Annotated in this window: 12 protein-coding genes, 1 tRNA gene and 1 pseudogene; all 14 read left to right on the top strand. The window is 33.3% G+C overall.

Annotation, left to right across the window (positions count from 1 at the left end; genetic code table 11):
- The first annotated feature begins 32 nt into the window (after positions 1–32).
- The 14 genes and pseudogenes from RCH19_RS06450 to RCH19_RS06385 all read left to right on the top strand — a co-directional run bounded on the left by RCH19_RS06450 (position 33) and on the right by RCH19_RS06385 (position 21,673).
- Positions 33–671, top strand: coding sequence for a peroxiredoxin (locus tag RCH19_RS06450; RefSeq protein ID WP_343022533.1), 639 nt, complete (start codon positions 33–35; stop codon positions 669–671).
- A gap of 82 nt (positions 672–753) precedes the next feature.
- Entirely contained in the window at positions 754–1,062 is a 309-nt protein-coding gene (locus tag RCH19_RS06445) for a thioredoxin family protein (protein ID WP_343022532.1), read from the top strand.
- Between the two features lie 44 nt (positions 1,063–1,106).
- The gene (locus RCH19_RS06440) at positions 1,107–1,364 is read left to right on the top strand and encodes a hypothetical protein (protein WP_121926195.1); all 258 of its coding nucleotides are present in this window, start codon (positions 1,107–1,109) and stop codon (positions 1,362–1,364) included.
- A gap of 189 nt (positions 1,365–1,553) precedes the next feature.
- Positions 1,554–2,051, top strand: a complete 498-nt coding sequence (tpx, locus tag RCH19_RS06435) for a thiol peroxidase (RefSeq protein ID WP_343022531.1) — start codon at positions 1,554–1,556, stop codon at positions 2,049–2,051.
- Between the two features lie 10 nt (positions 2,052–2,061).
- The gene (locus RCH19_RS06430; protein ID WP_343022530.1) at positions 2,062–2,436 is read left to right on the top strand and encodes a diacylglycerol kinase family protein; all 375 of its coding nucleotides are present in this window, start codon (positions 2,062–2,064) and stop codon (positions 2,434–2,436) included.
- Between the two features lie 17 nt (positions 2,437–2,453).
- Positions 2,454–4,901, top strand: coding sequence for a DNA translocase FtsK (locus tag RCH19_RS06425; RefSeq protein ID WP_343022529.1), 2,448 nt, complete (start codon positions 2,454–2,456; stop codon positions 4,899–4,901).
- Positions 4,885–5,595: an outer membrane lipoprotein carrier protein LolA gene (locus RCH19_RS06420; protein WP_343022528.1), complete on the top strand. Its 711-nt coding sequence runs from the start codon at positions 4,885–4,887 to the stop codon at positions 5,593–5,595. The genes RCH19_RS06425 and RCH19_RS06420 overlap by 17 nt, the downstream gene beginning before the upstream one ends.
- Positions 5,596–5,603: 8 nt before the next feature.
- Complete coding sequence (locus tag RCH19_RS06415) at positions 5,604–7,037, top strand: LptF/LptG family permease (protein ID WP_343022527.1); 1,434 nt, start codon at positions 5,604–5,606, stop codon at positions 7,035–7,037.
- An 8-nt stretch (positions 7,038–7,045) separates the two neighbouring features.
- Positions 7,046–8,179 (top strand): 3,4-dihydroxy-2-butanone-4-phosphate synthase, encoded by a 1,134-nt coding sequence (ribB, locus tag RCH19_RS06410; protein WP_343022526.1) that lies wholly within the window; start codon positions 7,046–7,048, stop codon positions 8,177–8,179.
- A 166-nt stretch (positions 8,180–8,345) separates the two neighbouring features.
- A tRNA-Ser gene (locus RCH19_RS06405) sits at positions 8,346–8,430 on the top strand.
- 97 nt (positions 8,431–8,527) lie between these two features.
- A pseudogene (locus tag RCH19_RS06400) lies at positions 8,528–8,782 on the top strand (WYL domain-containing protein); the annotation flags it as partial.
- Positions 8,783–9,422: 640 nt separating this feature from the next.
- Positions 9,423–12,302 (top strand): helicase-related protein, encoded by a 2,880-nt coding sequence (locus RCH19_RS06395; protein WP_343022525.1) that lies wholly within the window; start codon positions 9,423–9,425, stop codon positions 12,300–12,302.
- A gap of 11 nt (positions 12,303–12,313) precedes the next feature.
- Positions 12,314–17,119: a hypothetical protein gene (locus RCH19_RS06390; protein ID WP_343022524.1), complete on the top strand. Its 4,806-nt coding sequence runs from the start codon at positions 12,314–12,316 to the stop codon at positions 17,117–17,119.
- 3 nt (positions 17,120–17,122) lie between these two features.
- Complete coding sequence (locus RCH19_RS06385) at positions 17,123–21,673, top strand: hypothetical protein (RefSeq protein WP_343022523.1); 4,551 nt, start codon at positions 17,123–17,125, stop codon at positions 21,671–21,673.
- The last annotated feature ends 6 nt before the right edge of the window (positions 21,674–21,679 follow it).

Below are 21,679 nucleotides of genomic sequence, written 5' to 3'. Positions count from 1 at the left end.
AGAAAAACAATAATAATTTTAAATAAAATAATATGTCTTTAGTAGGAAAAAAATTCCCAAGTATTGCAGTTGATGCCATTTCAGAAATGGGAGATAATATGAAAATCAATATCTTCGAAGAAGCTACAAAAAACAACAAAAAAGTACTTTTGTTTTGGTACCCAAAAGATTTTACTTTTGTTTGCCCAACTGAATTACACGCTTTTCAAGCTGCACTACCTGAATTTGAAAAAAGAAATACAATTGTAATTGGAGCATCTTGCGATACTAACGAAGTTCACTTTGCTTGGTTAAATACAGCAAAAAATAATGGTGGAATTGAAGGTGTAACGTACCCAATTCTTGCTGACACTAATAGAAACTTATCTAACATTTTAGGAATTCTTGATATTGATTCAACAGAGTATTCTGAAGAAACTGATTCAGTAATTATCGAAGGTTCTAATGTAACTTTTAGAGCTACGTACCTAATCGATGAGACTGGAAAAATCTTTCATGAAAGTGTAAACGATATGCCATTGGGTCGTAACGTAAACGAGTACTTACGTATGGTTGATGCTTACACACACATCCAAGAAAAAGGAGAAGTTTGTCCTGCTAACTGGGAAGCTGGAAAGGAAGCAATGAGTGCTGATAGAGAAAGTACAGCTGAATACTTAAGCTTAAACTAATAATAAATATTTCAATGGCAGTTATCAATTTTGATATTGCCATTGCTATTTTGAAATCTAAATTAAATTTAAAAAGAAATATATGTTAGTCGAATTAACCGAAGATACTTTACAAGATTTAATCTCAAAAAATGAGAAGGTAGTTGTTCAATTTTCAGCATCATGGTGCGGAAACTGTAAAATTATGAAACCGAAGTTTAAAAAATTAGCGACTGAAAATGAAGCTATTACTTTTGCACTTGTTGACGCTGAAAACTTCCCTGAATCTAGAAAATTAGCTAATGTAAGCAACTTGCCTACTTTTGCCACTTTTGTAAATGGAAAACTAGTAAACGAAACGCAAACAAATAAACAAGAAGTACTGATTGATTTAGTTAAAGAAATTGTATAATTAGTCTGAACTTTTTGAATTTAAAATAGTAAAAAAATACACCTATGAAATTACCCGTAATAAAGCATTTAACGCAATTTATAGAGGAGAACGACGAAGATTACATTATTGAAACAATCGAAGTTCTTGAAGCAATGACTGAAATTTCTTCTTTGAAAGATGAAGAGCTAGATGTCATAGGTGAATTAATTTCTAATATGTACGGTGCGCTAGAAGTGAATAAACTAGTGAAATCTGGAACAGACAAAAAAGAAGCATTAAATACTTTTATGAAACGTGTTTTAGGTTCAATCGACAAATAAATTTCCAAAAATAGATTACAAATGAAAAACGCACTCGTTACCGAGTGCGTTTTTTTTATTTAAAAAATGCAGTTTTCTCACCTTAAAATGTTTAACCTGTAAGGTAAATAGACAAACTTTATAACATCAATTGCGCACAAAATCTTAAATAATTTTCATACTTTTGAGCCTCACAAAAAAACAAACATCATGGCTTCAATAACATTAGGAGGAAATCCAATTCACACATCAGGAAAATTACCAGCTGTAGGTACAAAAATGACTGATTTTAAATTAATTAACACTGATCTTTCCGTTGTATCACTTAGTGATTATGCTGGTAAAAATTTAGTTTTAAATATATTTCCTAGTGTTGATACTGGAACATGTGCTGCATCAGTTAGAAAATTTAATGAAAATGCTGCTACTTTAGAAAACACAAAAGTGCTGTGTATTTCAAGAGATTTACCTTTCGCTCAAAAACGTTTTTGTGGTGCTGAAGGACTTGAAAACGTGATCAATTTATCTGATTTTCAAAACGGTGATTTCGGTAAAAATAATGGTTTAGAAATGACAGATGGACCTTTAGCAGGTTTGCATTCTCGTGCTATCATTGTTATTGACGCTACCGGAACAATTGTTTATACAGAACAAGTTCCTGAAATTGCTGACGAACCTAATTACGACGCTGCATTAGCAGTACTATAATGTATCTCTGATGGAATTTCAAAAAGACAATACATTCATAACTGGCCGAATCAAAAGCATGACATATGCATTTCAAGGAGCTAAAAAACTGATTACAACTGAACATAGTATTATGGTTCAGTTCTCTTTAGGAATAATAATGACAATTGCTGGCTTCTATTTTGGAATTTCCAAAATAGAGTGGCTTTGTCAAACTTTTGCTATTGGTTTAGTTTTAAGTGTTGAAGGATTAAATACTGCTATTGAAAAAATAGCAGACTTTATCCATCCTGGTTATCATGAAAAAATTGGATTTATAAAGGATATTGCAGCTGGAGCGGTATTTTTTGCAGCAATGACTGCAATCGCAATTGGTTTAATTATATATGTACCTTTATTTTTATAGGTATTTTACAAGCAAGAATGGCAAAAACAACAAAAACAGCTCCCCAGAATAAGAAAACCGACACTAAGAAAGAGACTAAAATTCCGGTACAGTTAACGAAACAGCATAAAGTTGTCTTTGGTTCGCTATTGGTATTATTCTCGATTGCATTATTATTTGCCTTTATTTCTTTTTTCATTTATGGTCAGCAAGATCAAAGCGCTGTACAGCAATTAGGTGATCGTTCTGAAGTCGTTGAAAACTGGTTGGGTAAATTCGGTGCGTATTTAGCTGACCTACTTATTTATAGAGGTTTTGGACTTGCTGCATTTATCTTTGTAAGACTATTTTTTCTTACTGGTATTTACATGGTTTTAGGAATTACCGTAAGAAAGTTAAAAAACATCTGGTTTTGGGACTTGTTTGTCATTATTATTTTGTCTGTTTTATTTGGATTTTTTGCAACATCTGCACCTGAGTTAGGTGGAGTAATAGGTTATGAATTAAATTTATTCCTGCAGGATTATCTTGGAAAAACCGGAACATTATTAGTTTTATTATTTGGACTGATAATTTACATTATTTTCAAAATGAAATTATCTCCTGAAAGTATTCAATCTTTTTTTAGCGATACTAAGAAAGATTTAAAAGCCATGTCTATTCCAAATCCGTTAAACAGTAATAAAGAAGCTTATAATTTAGAAGAGTTTGCAGTTCCTGATGAAGAACTTGATACCATTCACTTGAAAAAGAAAGGTTCACAATTTGAAATCAATAAAGAAGCATTAAAACCTACAATAGGCCATCCATCAAATATAAATAGAGATCCAGTTGTAAAACCAATTGCAATGGAAATCACTCCTCCTCCATTCAATGAAGTGATCCCTTCTGCAGATGAATCATTTGTAATCGAAACAGCTCCTGAAGAAGATATTATTGAAGAAAATCTAGCATCAAGATTAGTAGCTGATTTTGGTTTATTTGATCCTACTTTGGATTTATCCAATTATAAATTCCCAACAATCGACTTGTTGAAAGAATATTCTACTGGCGGAATTACAATCAACCAAGAAGAGTTAGAAGAGAACAAAAATAGAATTGTAGATACGCTTCGTAATTATAAAATTGAAATTGCTCAAATCAAAGCAACTGTTGGACCATCGGTTACTTTATACGAAATTGTACCAGAAGCGGGAATCCGAATTTCGAAAATTAAAAGCTTAGAAGATGATATTGCATTGTCACTATCTGCTTTAGGAATTCGTATCATCGCTCCTATTCCTGGTAAAGGAACTATTGGAATCGAGGTTCCTAATAAGAATCCAACGATGGTTTCTATGAAAAGTGTTATTGGCTCAGCCAAATTTCAAGAAGCGGAAATGGAACTACCAATAGCGCTTGGAAAAACAATTTCAAATGAAACATTTGTTGTGGATTTAGCTAAAATGCCCCACTTATTAATGGCTGGAGCAACTGGACAAGGAAAATCTGTTGGTTTAAATGCTGTTTTAACATCTCTGCTATACAAAAAACACCCTGCCGAAGTAAAATTTGTTTTAGTAGATCCTAAAAAAGTAGAATTAACACTTTTTAATAAAATTGAAAGACATTACTTAGCGAAACTGCCAGACATGGACGATGCCATTATTACAGATAACGCTAAAGTAGTCAATACATTAAACTCTCTTTGTGTTGAAATGGACAACCGTTATTCTCTACTGAAAGATGCAATGGTTCGAAATATAAAAGAGTACAATGATAAATTTAAGGCTAGAAAGCTAAATCCTGAAAATGGACACCGTTTTCTTCCATACATCGTACTGGTCGTTGATGAGTTTGCCGATTTGATTATGACTGCAGGTAAAGAAGTTGAAGTTCCTATTGCTAGGTTAGCACAATTAGCCAGAGCCATCGGAATTCACTTGATTATTGCGACGCAAAGACCATCTGTGAATGTAATCACTGGTTTGATAAAAGCCAACTTCCCTGCAAGAATAGCTTTTCGAGTTACCTCTAAAATAGATTCGCGAACAATTCTTGATACTCAAGGTGCAGATCAATTAATAGGTCGTGGTGATATGCTTTACACAAATGGAAATGACGTGGTGCGTGTACAATGTGCCTTCATTGACACACCAGAAGTTGAAAAAATAACAGAATTTATTGGTTCACAAAAAGCATATGCAACCGCATACTTACTTCCAGAATTTGTAGGTGAGGAAAGTGGCATTAATCTTGATATGGATATTGCGGACAGAGACACTTTATTTAGAGAAGCGGCGGAAATTATTGTAAATGCACAGCAAGGTTCCGCTTCATTACTACAGAGAAAACTGAAATTAGGTTACAACAGAGCAGGTAGATTAATTGACCAACTCGAAGCTGCTGGAATTGTTGGCCCTTTTGAAGGAAGTAAAGCACGTAGTGTAAATATTCTAGATATGAGTTCTCTTGATCAATTTTTCAACAATGAACAAAATAAATAATACAATGAAAGCAATGATTCAAGATTCTAAAAAAAGTCAAATAAAAAGCGTGGGTAAAAAATTTCTTTTTATAGCGGCTTTATTTCTTTTTGGTTTTTCGACACAAGCACAAGATAAAAAAGCAAAAGATTTACTTGACCAAGTAACTTCTAAGGTAAAGAGCTACGATAATATTACAATCGATTTTAAATACTCTCTAAATAATTCTAAAGAAAATATCAATCAGGATAGTAAAGGAAATGTAACCATGAAAGGAAATCAATATGTTTTGAATTTCATGGGTGTAACCAAAATTTTTGATGGTAAAAAGACATATACTATTGTTCCAGAAGACGAAGAAGTGACTGTTTCTACCTTCAACGAAAAGGACGATAGCGCAATTACACCATCTAAAATGTTGACTTTTTTCAATAGCGGTTATAGATATAATATGGATATAATTCAAAATGTGAAAGGGAGAAAGATTCAGTATATCAAATTAGTTTCTACAAATCCAAAAGATCAAAGAAAAGAAGTTTTACTAGGTATTGATGTACAAACAAAACACATTTACAATTTGATTGAAGTAGGAAAAAAAGGTACAAAAACTACATTAACGGTTAATTCTTTCAAAACCAACCAACCTTTGTCAAAAAATCAATTTACATTTGCGGGAAGTAAATATCCAAATTACTACATAAACAAATTAGATTAATGCACTAGGTGAAAATTCTTGACAAATACTTATTAAAAACCTTCTTGACTACATTTACAACTGTATTTGTAATCCTATTTTTTATATTTATACTTCAAACAGTTTGGTTATTTATAGCTGAATTAGCTGGGAAAGATTTAGATCTAGTAATGATCATAAAATTCCTGGCTTTTTCTATGCCTAGAATTGTGCCCTTAGTCCTTCCACTCTCCATTCTATTAGCTTCGATTATGACTTTTGGTAATCTAGCGGAAAACTATGAGTTTGCTGCGATGAAATCTTCTGGTATTTCGCTACAACGAGCTATGAGAAGCTTGACTGTATTTATCGTTCTTTTAAGTATCGTGGCCTTTTTCTTTGCAAATAATGTCATCCCATTTGCTGAATACAAGTTTATTAATTTTCGAAAAAACATTGCGCAACTCAAGCCAGCTTTAGCAATAGCCGAAGGTCAGTTTAACGATGTTGGTTTTTACAATATTAAAGTTAATAAGAAAAGTGGACCAGAGGGAAATACACTTACTGGAATTACTATCCATAAAAAATCTCAAACAGGTGACGGAAGTAAAACCGTTATCAAAGCTAAAAACGGAGAATTAATCAGTAGCGAAAAATCAAGCATTTTACAACTAGTTCTTAATGATGGCTATTACTACGAAGATATTGTTCCTAAAAAATATGAGGATCGCAATAAAATGCCGTTTGCAAAAAGCTCTTTTAAAAAACAGATTATTAATATTGACTTATCAGAACTTAATAAAGTTGATGTCGATCAAGAAGCTGTAGCCAATACAAATACAATGCTTAATGTTAATGAATTGAACTATACTTTAGATTCATTGAATAAAAACATCAAAACTGATATTCTTGCATTCTCTGAAAATAGCAATAGTAAAATTGTATTTCCACTTAATAATAAATTAACAGCCACGAAGAAAAACAAACCAATTTCAAATGATATCTTATCAGTCTTTAGTAAAGCGGAACAAGTAGATATTTTAAAAATGGCAAGTAGTAACATTGCAAATTCTATTTATTCCATTGACGCTTCAAATAGTGAGTTTTTCAATAAACGTAAAAATATCAACAATCACTTATTGGCACTTTACGATAAATTTGTAATTGTTTTTGCATGCTTTCTAATGTTTTTTATTGGTGCGCCACTAGGAGCAATAATTAGAAAAGGTGGTCTAGGACTTCCTATCGTATTTGCAATTTTGATATTCATTACTTTTCACTTTATAAATACTTTTGGAAAACGATTAGCGCAAGAAAACGGAATGACTCCTTTTATGGGAGCTTGGTTATCATCTTTCATCTTGACACCTCTCGCGGTTCTATTGACGTACAGAGCCACAAATGATATCGGATTAATTAATATCGATGTCATCCTTGCTCCTTTCCAAAAATTAATTAAAAAAATATTTCCAACACAAAACTAATACCTACAATGGACTTAAATAAAATACAGCTTAACACAATTGAAGAAGCGATTGAAGATATCCGTCAAGGAAAAATAATAATTGTTGTTGATGATGAAGATCGTGAGAACGAAGGCGATTTTTTGGCTGCAGCCGAAAAGGTAACTCCAGAAATGATCAATTTTATGGCAACTCATGGACGTGGATTAATCTGTGCTCCTTTAACAGAAAGTCGCTGTAAAGAGCTAGGATTACATGTAATGGTTACGAATAATACTGATCCAATGGAAACTGCATTCACAGTATCTGTCGATTTGAGAGGAAATGGCGTTACTACAGGAATTTCAGCTGCTGATAGAGCCAAAACAGTTCTTGCGTTAGTAAATTCCGAAACCAAACCTCACGATTTAGCGAGACCTGGACATATTTTCCCATTGATAGCAAAACAAGGTGGTGTTTTAAGACGAACTGGTCACACAGAGGCAGCTATTGACTTCGCTCGTTTAGCGGGGTTTAAATCAGCAGGAGTGATTGTTGAAATCATGAATGAAGATGGTACTATGGCTCGGTTACCACAATTAGTTGATGTCGCTAAAAAGTTCAACTTAAAACTAGTTTCTATAGAAGATCTTGTTGCTTATAGAATGCAACATGACAGTTTGATCGTTAAAAAAGAGGATTTCGAAATAAAAACTCGCTTTGGAGATTTTAGATTGAGAGCGTACCAGCAAACTACCAATAAGCAAATTCATATTGCTTTGACAAAAGGTACTTGGAATGCTGGAGAATCAATTCTAACAAGAATAAACTCTTCGCAAGTAAATAACGATATATTGGGAACTTTGACTAACAACGGCGACCAACAGCTAGATGATATGTTCAAAATAATAAACGAGCATGGAAAAGGCGCAGTTATCTTTATTAATCAAGATATGCAGGCGGTTAATTTGCTAAATAGAATCACAGAATTAAAAGAATTACAGAGCACCGGACATATGAAAGCACCAAAAATTAAAATCGATAATAAAGATTTTGGTATTGGAGCGCAAATTCTACATGATATTGATATTTCTAAAATCAGATTAGTTTCAAATACGGAACAAGAAAAGCGTGTTGGAATGATTGGTTACGGCCTTGAAATCACAGAATACGTCGCTTATTAGAACATTTTAGTTTTATTTTAAAAATATTTATAAAGCTAAAATGAAGGAAATGAAACAATTAAAAAATAGTTCTGCAAACAGTTGAAATTTTTATTCAAATTGTTTTTGTAAATCGAAAAAGGTGCTTATATTTGCACTCGCAATCAGATAATGAAAGCGATAGACTGGAGAAATGGCAGAGCGGTCGAATGCGGCAGTCTTGAAAACTGTTGACTGTAACAGGTCCGGGGGTTCGAATCCCTCTTTCTCCGCTTAATTAAAACCCTAGCAACTGTTAATCAGTAAGTTAGGGTTTTTTATTTTGATAATGTCCCCACATTACCCCCACAATCAAGCTGTTTTGACGGGACAAAACCCGAAAAAATTAAGCTTTGGCTTTCACACGGTCAGGCCGATTACATAAAATCACTTCCATTACACCATTCTCAAGAAATCGTTTCGGAAAACGAAAAAGAGTGTATTATCGAACTATTCTTGAGCCCAACCTACGATTTTATAATGGAATTACTCTCCATGGGTCAAGAGGTAAAAGTTTTGGAGCCGGTTAGTCTCAAAAATAAAATGATTGAAATGCTCGAGGCAACATTAAAACGATATATATAACATCGGTTGATTTCCCTGGTAATATGATCAATGCAAAAATCTAGCCCTTAAGGATATATAGTTTAGATAAACAAGTTTTTACAATACGTCAAATGCAAATGATCAAAACATAAAATTCATTGGAACTTTTAAAACTCTTTACACATCATTAATTCAATATCACTAAAAGTGGGTATAGGAAATTAAGAAAAATAGGTGCTATTTTACGTTTTATGAAACAAATTGCGCCAAACAGAATCAATTGCTATCAAGACATAAATAGAATATTCCCATTTAAAAATACCAAAATGCGGAAAACCGTAAAGTAATTCCTTTTAAAAATTTTATTTTTGAAAATGTATCATTTTCAACATTTCCACAGAGGTACTTATTATGGATCCAGCTGTTCATAAATTAAAATAGTTATTCTTATAAAAACGTATAAATTTACATTGAACTAAAAGATACTTACTGATAATATAAGTTGATGCTTTTATCACATATATTCCAGTAAAAAATATATTTATTAATTACTTGTAAGCGAGTAAATTTAAGATTTAAACAAGTTTTTTTGGAGATAAAAAGATCTTCTCTAAACTAAAATCTCCTTTATGAAACTGCTTTCAAAATTGAATCACGGAAAATAAAATAATTTTATTTAATGAATTTTACACCAGGCCAACGCATCACCACTCGTGATGAAGATTTTATAATAAACGATAGTACAGAAAATAATGGTAATTGGATACTAAAAGTAGAAGGTATTTCTGAACTAGTAAAAGGGAAACGATTTATTTTCGATACTAATATTGATAAAAACATACGCGTACTAGATCCAAGTAAGACTAAATTAGTTGCCGATATTGATTATGGATACCGTAAGACAAAACTGTTTGTAGAAAACCAAATTCGCAATTCCTCTGTTTACAGTAAGCAAATTACAATTGCGCACAAGGCAGCTTTTAACCTAGCGGAATATCAATTAGAACCAACCTTGAAAGCTTTTGATTTACCAAGACCTAGATTATTAATTGCTGATGGTGTAGGTTTAGGTAAAACAGTTGAAGTAGGTATTTTTCTGGCAGAAATGATTAAGCGTGGTAAAGGAAAACGAATTATGGTATTGGCGCTTAAATCTATTTTAGCGCAATTTCAACAAGAAATTTGGAACCGTTTTGCTATCCCTTTAGTACGATTGGATTCGGACGGAATTTCTAAAATTAAATCAGATCTCCCTGCCAATAAAAATCCTTTTGATTATTATGACAAGACTATTGTATCTATTGACACTTTAAAAAATAATGCCAAGTTTCAGCATTATATAGAAAAAACGAAATGGGATATTATTGTTATTGATGAATGCCATACCGTTTCTAATTCTGGATCCCTTCGCGGTAGCTTAGCGCAACTGCTTAGTACCAAATGTGAATCCCTTATTTTAACCTCCGCTACGCCGCACAATGGTAAAAAACAAAACTTTGCCAATCTTATCAATATGATTGAACCATTGGCCATTAAGGATGAACAAAATTATTTTAAAGAAGATATTGAACCGTACTATGTTCGAAGATTTAAAAACGATATCGCCGATGAAGTGGTCCGTTCAAATTTCCAGGAACGAGAGATTCGATCTATTCATGCAGACTTGTCTGATGCAGAAAATGATTTCTTATTTATTCAGCAAAAAATTAAATTCACCGCTTTAGGAGGACTAAACACGGAGGATTTAACAGAAGATCTCTTTGGTAAAAAAACAAAAAAGGGTAAAAAGAAAGATTTGCTTTTTGCCATCGGTCTTTTTAAGTCCTATATGTCATCTCCGGAGGCGGCCTTGAGTACAATAAAGAACCGTATTCAAAAAGTAAAAGATATTGAAGTACGGGAAGAAATAGTAGAACAAAATTTAGACGTATTAGAAAATCTTAAAGAGCAATTAGAAACCATTATTAGCTTACGACTAGATACAAAATATACCGCTTTCCGTGATGAATTAATTAAATTGAAATGGAATGGTAGAAAAAATGATTTTCGAATTGTGGTCTTTGCAGAGCGTATTGAGACACTAAAATCATTGCGTCATAAGCTAAAAGAAGATTTTAAATTGGATAACGAAGTTATTGCTGATTTTCATGGCTCGTTAACAGATATGGAGCAACAGCGCATTATTGAAGATTTTGGTAAGGCTGATTCTAATTATCGTATTTTACTAACTTCTGATGCAGGTTCACAAGGGGTTAACTTACACTATTTTTGTAATCACATGTTCAATTACGACATTCCTTGGTCGTTGATAACATTAGAACAAAGAAATGGGCGTATTGATCGTTACGGCCAAACCAAAACCCCATACATCCATTACATCATTGCAAAATCTGACCTTGAGGGACTGAAAGATGATTTACATATCGTTAATAAACTAAAAGAAAAAGAAGAGACGGTTTATCAATCCTTGGGAGATGCTGCTTCTGTCTACAAACTTTATGATGCTACTTCCGAGGAAAGTTTGGTTATAAAAACTATTGCTACCGGAAATATTAATTTATTAGACAATCCAGCGGTTCAGGAATTAACAGACGATTTATTTGATGCCTTGTTTAGCGATGCTACAACAAAGTTGCAAGTTGCGCAGCCTGTTGCCGAAATGAATTCCTTGTTTGAAAATGATAAGTCTTATTATTCTGCCCTTATAGAACAACTGAAAACCGATAAATATTTAAAGTTTGATGATGCTATCTTTGAAGGTAATTTATTAGAAGTAAAAAATACTAAAGAGCTCAATCGAATTCTATATGATTTGCCTGCCGAAGCAAAACCAGTAAAAAAAGAAGGAATATACCAACTATCTCTGGATAAAGACGACGTACAAAAATCTATTGAAGAAGCTCGAAAGAAAAAAGGCGAATGGGCAAAGTTTCAGATGCTATATGAACTGCATCCTGTGATCAAATATTTAATGACACAATTGGAAGCCTCTGTAGATAAAGATGTGGCATTAGTAGCCAAATTGTCTCAAATTGCTCCAAACACCGCTTTTTTCCTGATTCAAGGCATCGTGGCCAACAATCTGGGGCAGTCTATTTTGTCTGACTTTTTTGTGATCCCAATGTTGATGAACGGTGGTTTGCAAGGCAGACCCATCGCTTTTGAAGATTTTGTAAAAGAATACCAATTAATCGATAATCAATACACTCTAGAAATTCCAGACTCGGAATTGGTTCTATTACAAACCATTCTACCACAAGCTATTGATTTTGCACATCAGCTTCACATGGATCAAGAGCAACAAAAGCTCCAATTGGACATGGAGAAAAAAATGGCTGTTTATGAAGAAAAACTCAAGAACTGGAAACATAGTAAAGAGCATCAAATACAATTGGAGTTTGCAGATGCTGTAGAAACAGGTTTTATTAAGAAAAGAAAGAAGGACAAAGAATATCAAATGGAAACTATTCTCAATAATTCTAGTCAATATTTTAAAGATTTGACCAGCTTAAATGGAGATCCATTTTTAAAAGTAGTAGCCGTTTTTTACAACAACTAAAAAAAATACAAATGATTCATTTCATTAACAATATAGGCGATTATTTTACTGCCAATTATTTTGACGACAACTTTAGCAAAAAAGTAGTTGACAAATCAGGTTTTAGCGTTGAGGCAATCAAAGAGTTTAATAAAACAATTGGCCAACTAAAACCGGAATATTTTAAACTTAAACAAAGGTTTATAGAAAATCACTTGCGAACTAAAGATAAGATCAACTTGTCTCATGAGTTTCATACTAAAGTATTAAATGCTTTAAAATATGACGCAACGAAAGATAAGTACAAAAAACCTTTTTACATAAATGAAAAATCATTCATACCAGTCCGCCATATTCTCTACAGTGGTGAGAAGCCACATTTAATGGTAATGGAAATGCATGCTATGATTAAAACGGCTGATGAAGAACCAGACGGTCTTTTTGAACAATCATATAATATAAATAGCGACGTAGAGGATAAATTTTCAAAAGAACAAAAATACCATCGTGCACAATGGGCAGATATTTTTTCGGTGCCTGATGGTACCAGTATTTCTCCAATGATTATCAACGAAGCAATAAATCAATTGTTCTTGATGCCCGAGAATAATCGACCAAAATATATCCTACTTTGCGCTGGTAATCAATATTTTTTATTAGAATCTGAAAAATGGTTTAGAGGGTCTTACTTGCAATTAGATCTAGAAGCCTTATTTGATGATGCAGCGATAAACAAAGATTATTATACTGTTTTCTACCTCTTGCTAGGCAAAAGCCTGCTCGCTCCTACTGCCGATATGGTTTTTATGGAGCAACTAGAAGAAGATGCACACAAAGCCGCTTACGAAGTTACCCAAGATTTAAAAGAAGGTGTGATTCATGCTGTTGAATGCTTGGCAAATGAGGTCGTATATGCGTGGACAGCGCAAGGACTAAAACAGGAAGATATAGATGCTACCAAATTGAAAGACGACTGCCTGAACATGGTCTATCGTTTGTTATTCTTGTTTTATGCTGAATCTAGAGAAGATTTGGATATTTTACCCGCCAACGACGAAGTTTATGAGCACGGATATTCATTAGAAATGTTGCGTGATTTAGAACAAGTACCTTTGGTTACCGAATCTAGTCTTAATGGCTATTTCTTTCATCAATCACTTTTTCAATTGTTTGATTTGTTGAACCGTGGTTACAGAGAGCATGACGGCGTTAACAAGAGTTTTAAAATTAGACATTTGGACTCTCCTATGTTTGCTCCCGAAAACTTGCATTACCTCAATCAAGTTAAAATTAGAAATAAGGTTTGGCAAGACGTAATTTGTCAATTATCGCTTTCTAAAAAGCAAAATAAAAAAAATCGTGGGCGCATATCCTATGCTAATCTAGGCATCAACCAGTTAGGCTCTGTCTATGAAAGTTTATTGGCTTTCCGTGGCTTTTTGGCCGAAACGGATTATATCGAAGTGCACCGAAAAAGAAAGAAAAACGAAAATTCAGATCAAGTGGTGCGCACCGATGGCTCTTTTTTGGTACCTCGATTCCGTTTAGACGATTTTGATCATAACGAGGTTTTCCATACCGAAAAAGCAGATGCTTCCGAAGAGTTAAAGGTGATCCCCAAAGGCACTTTTATTTACCGTTTGAGTGGTCGTGACCGCCAAAAATCGGCCTCGTATTATACGCCAGAGGTACTTACCCAAACAACGGTAAAATACACACTCAAACCCATTTTGGAACGTTTAGATAAAGGCGAAATGAAAGCCTTGGACTTGCTAGATCTAAAAATTCTAGAGCCAGCCATGGGAGCAGCAGCTTTTCATAATGAGGTAATAAATCAATTGGCAAAAGCCTACCTTACCTACCGCCAGCAGGCGTTAAAAAAACAGGTTGATCCCAATAAATACCAAGAAGAATTACAGAAAATAAAAGCATACATCGCACTAAACAATGTGTATGGAGTCGATCTTAACCCTACTGCGGTAGAATTAGGAAAACTTTCCCTATGGCTTAATGTGATACATAAAGACATGCAAACGCCTTTCTTTGGGTACCGATTAGGGGTAGGAAATGCAGTAGTAGGATCATGGCTCAAGGTGTTTAAATACAAAGAGTTTTCGTTTGAAGCCAAAGGAACCAAAAGTTTTATAAAAAAAGAATGGTGGAACACAGCACCAAAACATTTAAAATTTGGAAAAGAAAAAATACTAAGAGCTACCGACGAAATATACCATTTTTTACTACCAGATCCAGGTATGGCATCTTCTGGAGGGATCAAATTGATTAAAGAATCCTATACAGCCGAAGCCAAACGCGTAACCGAATGGCGAAAAAACTTTTGTGAACCATTACGCAAAGAAGAGTTTGAGCAACTACAAAAAATAGCCAATGCTGTTGATGCCTTATTATTAGAACATTATGAAATTCAAAATAACATTGGTCTCATAACCCGAGCTAATTCTGATTTTTTTGGAAACGAGCAGGAAGCACTCACTATTGATTTTCAATCGTATTCATATGAACAAAAACAGGCTTTTGCCGAAAACAGGCTAAAACCCAATGCACCTTACCATAAGCTAAAACAGCTTATGGATTACTGGTGCAGCCTATGGTTTTGGGATCTGCGTGATGCCAAAGATTTACCAACAAGAGCAGAATGGTATAACGACCTAGTTCAAATTTTGAACATCGATCTCGATGATATCCATTTGGTACAAGCAGCTGATGAAAATGCAGCACGTGATTACCGCAAAGACAAAAGAGCAATCGCCAAGCAATTGATCGATGCCTTAAAGCAATCCTCGTCTTCATTATTTGTAAACGAAAGAGCCATTTTAGTAAGCAAATATGCTGAACAATATAAATTCTTTCATTACGAACTAGAATTTATAGAGGTTTTTCGTGAACGCAATGGTTTTGATATCGCCGTGGGGAACCCACCTTGGTTGAAAGTTACTTTTGAAGAAAAAGGACTAATGTCTGAAGTTTTTCCTGAAATAGAGATACGCAAAACATCAGCGCCACAAGTAAAAAAATTGCAAGCCGCATTCTTAGAGATAGCTAGTCAAAAGAACTCTTATTTTGCTGAAAACATAGAGAATGAAGCCACTGCTGTTTTTCTAAATGCTTACCAAAATTATCCATTATTGAAAGGGCAACAAACCAATTTGTACAAATGTGTATTAGAAAACGGTTTACATTGGATTAATCCTAAAGGATATTTAGGATTAATCCATCCCGAAGGCGTGTATGACGACCCTAATGGTGCTGAATTAAGAAAAGAAATATATCAAAGATTGAAATATCATTTTCAGTTTCAAAACGCATTTAATCTCTTTGCAGAAGTAGCGCATAGAGAAAAATATGGTATTCATATTTATGCTGGAACAAGCGGTAAGGTTCATTTTGATTCTATAAATAATATTTTTCATCCGTCTACTGTTGATGGTTGCTTTATTGATTTAATAAATAATGAGCCTTGTAATGGATTGAAAGTAAAAAATGAATCTACCAAAAATTTTGAATGGAATATAAAAGCGCATCCTTCTAGAAAAGTTTTAATTAACGACGAAGTGCTAAAGACTTTAGCCAAAACTTTTGAAAATACTGACAACTGGCAAGGAGTAAAATTAGTATCAATACACGCCAAAGAAATAGTTACTATTATTCATAAAATTGGTGAATTTTCAACTTCAATATCTGATTTTGATACTAAAATTTCGGAAGGGTGGCACGAAACAAATGATGTAACGGCAGGTTTTATAGAAAGAAATACAAAATACCCAAACATTGCAACATTTGAAATGGTGTATTCAGGACCACATATTTTTGTGGGGAACCCAATGTACAAAACCCCCAGAAGCATTTGTGTAGAAAAAGCTGATTATGACATTATCGATTTTAACAAAATAGATGAGGAGCATACAGCTCGTACAAATTACACTCCATTAAATGTTACTGCTGGCTATGCTTCAACTATCAAAGGATTTCACCAAAAAGATGGTTCGTATGATAATTGGTTAGACTATTACAAAGTAGCTTTTCGAAAAATGCTAAACCAAGCAGGAGAAAGAACTTTGTCAGGAGCAATAATCCCTCCAAATACTACTCATATTTTTGGATTAATATCAGTAACTCTTTTAACTAAAGAATTATTGGTAGAATTTACAGGATTAACGAGTTCTTTAATTTATGATTTTTATATAAAAACTATTGGAACATCAAACTTAACAGATAGTAGAATTCAAGGTTTACCACTTGGAATTTCAGATAAATACAAGCCTGCATTATTCGCTCGTGTTTTACAACTCAATTGTTTAAACAAATATTACAAACCACTTTGGGACGAAAGTTTTCATCAAGCATTCACTCAAGAAGTTTGGTCTATAGAAGACAATCGTTTAAAAGATTTTGACTCGCTTGATCCAACTTGGACTTGGGATACTCCTTTGCGCAATTATTTTGAAAGAAGAATGGCATTGGTAGAAATAGATGTAATTACGGCCATGGCGCTTAACCTTAACCTAGAAGAACTCATCTTGATGTACAATATTCAGTTCCCTGTATTGCAACAGAACGAAGACGATACTTGGTATGACACCAAAGGAAATATTGTTTTTACTTGTAGTAAAGGCCTCGTAGGCGTTGGCCTTGACCGCGGAGAATGGGACAAAATTAAAGAGCTGCCCGCTGGCGAAACGTATAAATACACCATTACCAAATCAGAATTATATAGGGGCGACAAAGTAACTTATTATGCGCCTTTTACTAAGTGCGACCGAGTAGAAGATTACAAAAAAGCTTGGGTACATTTTGAAAACCGTTTTAATCAAGAAAACTGATCCATGAGCCAATTAACCACAAAAGGAATAGTAAAACTAATTGATATTTATACCAAAACCTATACAGATAATCCGTCGATTATGTTATCTGGTTATGGGCAAGAAAACCAAACCGTTGCCGATTACAACGGTCGTCAAATTTTGGAATTGATGCAAAATGCCGATGATGCCCAAAGTGATTGCATCTACATAGAGCTGGATACTACAAACAAGGTGCTTAGCATTGCAAACAATGGTACAGCCTTTAGTCTAGAAGGAATAGAATCTTTGATGTACACAGGACTTTCTAGCAAAAACAAAGTAGAATTTATTGGAAACAAAGGTTTGGGTTTTCGATCTATTCTTAACTGGGTGCATCAGGTAAGTATTCTAACCAAGGAGGTGAGTTTTCGTTTTTCAAAAAATTATTCTGAGCAGTACTACGACAAATTTATAGCTGTAAAAGATGTAGTAAAAGAGCGTATTGAAAAAGAAATTGAAGCGAAGAAACTAGCCGTTGGCGAAAAGCCAGTTGCCGCCTTGGCTTTCCCCGAAATAATACCCGAGCAACTAGGTGATTTTGTTACCAAGGTTGTTTTAGATTGTAAGGAAGAAATGGCTACAATCGATGAACAGATTGCTACTATAAAAGAAGAGACGTTGCTATTTTTACCACATATCAAGAAAATAATAGTGGTTAAGGACGGAATTAATACAGTAGATCTAAACAAAACGCTAGACATTGCTCATGAAATCAATATTAACGAGACAAACTGGAATTGTTATAGATCAACAGAGCAACATTACGATGAAAAAGTAAAATTCAAGTATGCTATAGCCTGGAAAGACAATTGGGAAGTGGAGGGATTTTTTTTCAATTACTTTCCTACTGATGTAACAACAGCCTTACCTTGTATCATTCATGCTACGTTTGACTTGACCAATAATCGAAAAGAAATTAACAATAATGCACAAAATACTTTTATACTTAATGAAATTGTAACTGCTTTAGGAGAAATTGCAGAAAAACATTTAAAAACAAGCCCTACCAATTGGCGTGCATATCAGTTTCTTACTCCAAAACTTCCTACTGGTCGTAAAGTACTGAAAACATTCTATGAGAACGTTATTGCAAAGAGGGAGAGCAATGGATGCTACCCTACGTTAGACGGTAAATATGTGACTAAAGAAGAAGTAGTTTATCATGGTGAAGCCTTTTCTAGATGGGTAGAAGAAAATGATCTAGGGGATTATTTTCCGAATTTGCTGAAAAAGTCTTTTGAAAAAATGAATAATGCTAAACGATATTCTGCTGAAGCATTTTCTGAATTGGTGCAAGAGTTAAACCCATCGCTAAACCTAGAACAAAGAATTGAATTGATAGGAATTTTAGCAATCAACGAAGAGGGTTGTTTTAACGGTTTGCACAGTAACGCACTACAACTACCACTATTGTTAAATACCAAAGGTACTATTGTATCCTCTAACATTAGAGTTTTTACAAAAGATACAGATGATAGCGATTTGGAGTTTCCGGATTATATAAAAGACCACGTTCAATTTATTTCGATAGAATTATACAATAAAATAAGACAAACTTTTAGTAAAGAAATTGCCGGTTTAAAATTTGAAAATGAAAGTGGTGATGCTAGAGCGGTGAAACGTTTTTTGGATCCCATTATCAACATTGGTTTGGATGACATTATTGGAGTTATTCTACAGATTGTTTCTGAAACCAATAAAACTTTAAAGACAGCAACCAATCAGCAGGATATTATTCAGCAAATGGTGCTGTCCTTGTTTTCAATTTTTAAAGATAACCCTAACAGAAGAGGAAATCTATCTTCTATTGAAAAAATCCCGTTGCTCTCTCGTTCTCATGCTGTAAAATATGCAGATGAATTGTATTTTGGAAAAGAATACACAGCAGGAATAGCAACCGAAAAAATATTTGAAGGCATAAAAGATAACAATGACTATTTAGCTAGCAATGAATTCTTTAAAATTAACGGTGAAGAGGAAGTTATCATCAACTTTTTTAAGTGGCTCAACGTCAATCAATATACTAGATTCGAAATAATTCAAAAAAGTTTGGGAAGACATGATCATGACGAATACTCTAACTTTATACTCAAACTACATAAAGGACAAAGCACTAATGTACATAAAAATTATGCTGTAAAGTCCATAAAAAGTTTCGATGCAATATTAAAAAACAAAGCTTTTTCTATAGAAAAACTAATTGCCTGGATTGCTAAAGACGAACAGTTTTTAGAACAACTTCGTTGGACTAGTACCGATCAATTTTATACTACCTACAACACAGTTAGAACAGATATACAACATAAACCATCATACCTTTTATCTCAGATTGTTACTTCTGGAATAACTAGAAACGTAGTGGCCTCTATGCCGATCGCAGGTATAAGTACTTTTAAATCAATAAATACAACGGACACTTTTTTTACAGATTTAAAAATTAAAGAATACATAATTGAGGAAATTATAGACTTGCTTCATATAAAAAACTCATTTAACGATCTTGATCCGGAACAAATCTATCAAGTGTTGCAAAATGACCAAAGCCAATTTGAAGGAAATAGTCAGTCATTTTATAAATTACTCTATGACTACTTTAGAGCCAATGAACAAACCAAACTAGAATCCTATCAACCCGATTTTACAAATATTGAATACTATTGTAGAAAAGGAGGAGTTGGTAAAGAGTATAGTTTAATTCCTGCTAGTAACGTTTACTATTCCGATAACAAACTGCTTCCTCAAAAAATACTAGACAACTATTGGTTTATCAATTTGCCTAAACGAACGGGTGAAAATAGAATAGCTAAGTTTTTTGGTGTAAACTTAATTAAAGATATTGTTGCCGACATTGAATTTAATGTGGGTAAAGACCATGAGGTTACTAATGAGTTAAATGATTACATTAATCGCCTTAAACCTTACTGGTTAAGTTATCGATTAGAAGCATTGAACAAAGACGCTAAAACAGATACGGCTCGAAATCTTAAAGAACTAAAAATCAAAGTTGTTAAAGAAGCTACTTATACTTTATCTGATGGGCAAGTACACAATTTTGATACATTCGATTTTATACCTAAGGATAATTTAGTAGTTATCAAATATTCCGAAAATTGTACTCTTGACGGATTAAAAAGCATTTCGCTTTTTTGTGATCTAATAGCAGAAATCGTTTGTGTAGTCTTTAAAGTTGCGGATCTTAAAAATACTTACCGTCGCATATTTAAAGATGGTGTAAAGGAAACATTCCACATATTACAATCAGACGAAAAAGAATATTTACTAGAAGAAGCAAAAAAATTGTTAGGAATCAGCGAAGAAGAATTGAGTTTCTGGAAAAAAGTTTTTCCAGGCAAGGTTGCTGATGGTGACAACGAATTATATTTTATAAATTCAATTACAACCAATCTTGGTGTTCCATTGCCCAACTTTTACAAAAACATTGATTTTTCTAATCTTGGAACTGAAATCGGAGTTAAATTCTTAAAATGGTTGTCTATTAATGTGACTCTAAAATTAGAGGATGTAATCAAATTAAAAACGCTAGAAAATTGGCATAAACAACAATTTAATAATTACATCAAAGATTATTCAAACCATTTTGAACAGCTGCTATGGATAAAGTGTGCCGCATCCACAGATAGAAATGAAAAAGAACTTTTCTTTACTAATTTAATTCATTTTGATAATGAATCCAATAGTATATATGCTCATTTTGCAAATCAAAATACTGTAATTTTAGAACCAAAATATAATGATTTAGTCATAAAGTGGACTGAGGATAAATTTCAAATTAATTTACAATTTGTTATAGAAAAGGAAGTTGATGTGAGTATCAAATACAAAACCACATTGAAAGCGTATTCCTATGGTGAAAGTATCGAGGATATGGAAAAAATCATCAAACACGATAATCCTAAACTCTACGGTTTAATGTACTTTGAAGGGTTTGAAAATGAGGTAAAATTAGAATGCGATAAACAAACAAGGGCTAAAACTGCAGAATATGGAGATCCTGATGAAAATAATGATCATGAAGATACTGCACTAATTATTGTTGAAAGCGCTTTATCAAATGGCACCTTTCCTTCTTCCAATGGTTTAAGATCCGGTTATAAAGGAGGTTCATATAACTCCAAAGGAGTCAGAAACAAAGCAGCTTCAGGAAAAAAGCAAGAAGACAAAGTGAAAAATTCTTTATTAAAGCAAGGGTTCTTAGTAAATCATGTTTCTAATAAAACAGATGCTAGACATTACGATCTAGAGTATAAAAAAGAAGGCGATACAGAATGGCGCTTTTTAGAAGTTAAAAAAGATTCTGGCGGGTATTTTTTTCTGAGTAAAGCTGAAAAAGAAACAGCCATTAGTAAAATGAATGTTGAAAAATACGATCTTGCCATAGTAGGTGATAATACGATACATATTATAAAAAGTCCCTTTAATTTTAATGACGAATCTTTTGAAAATAATTCAAATTTTCACGCAGAACCTACAGAGTATAAAATAAATTTTAAAATTGAAGATCATAAAAATTAACCATTT

The organism is Flavobacterium sp. PL12, assembly GCF_039123485.1.
In the GTDB taxonomy this organism is placed as follows: domain Bacteria; phylum Bacteroidota; class Bacteroidia; order Flavobacteriales; family Flavobacteriaceae; genus Flavobacterium; species Flavobacterium weaverense.
Note: the sequence above shows the minus strand (reverse complement) of the source record. Positions and strands in the feature narration are given on the sequence as shown.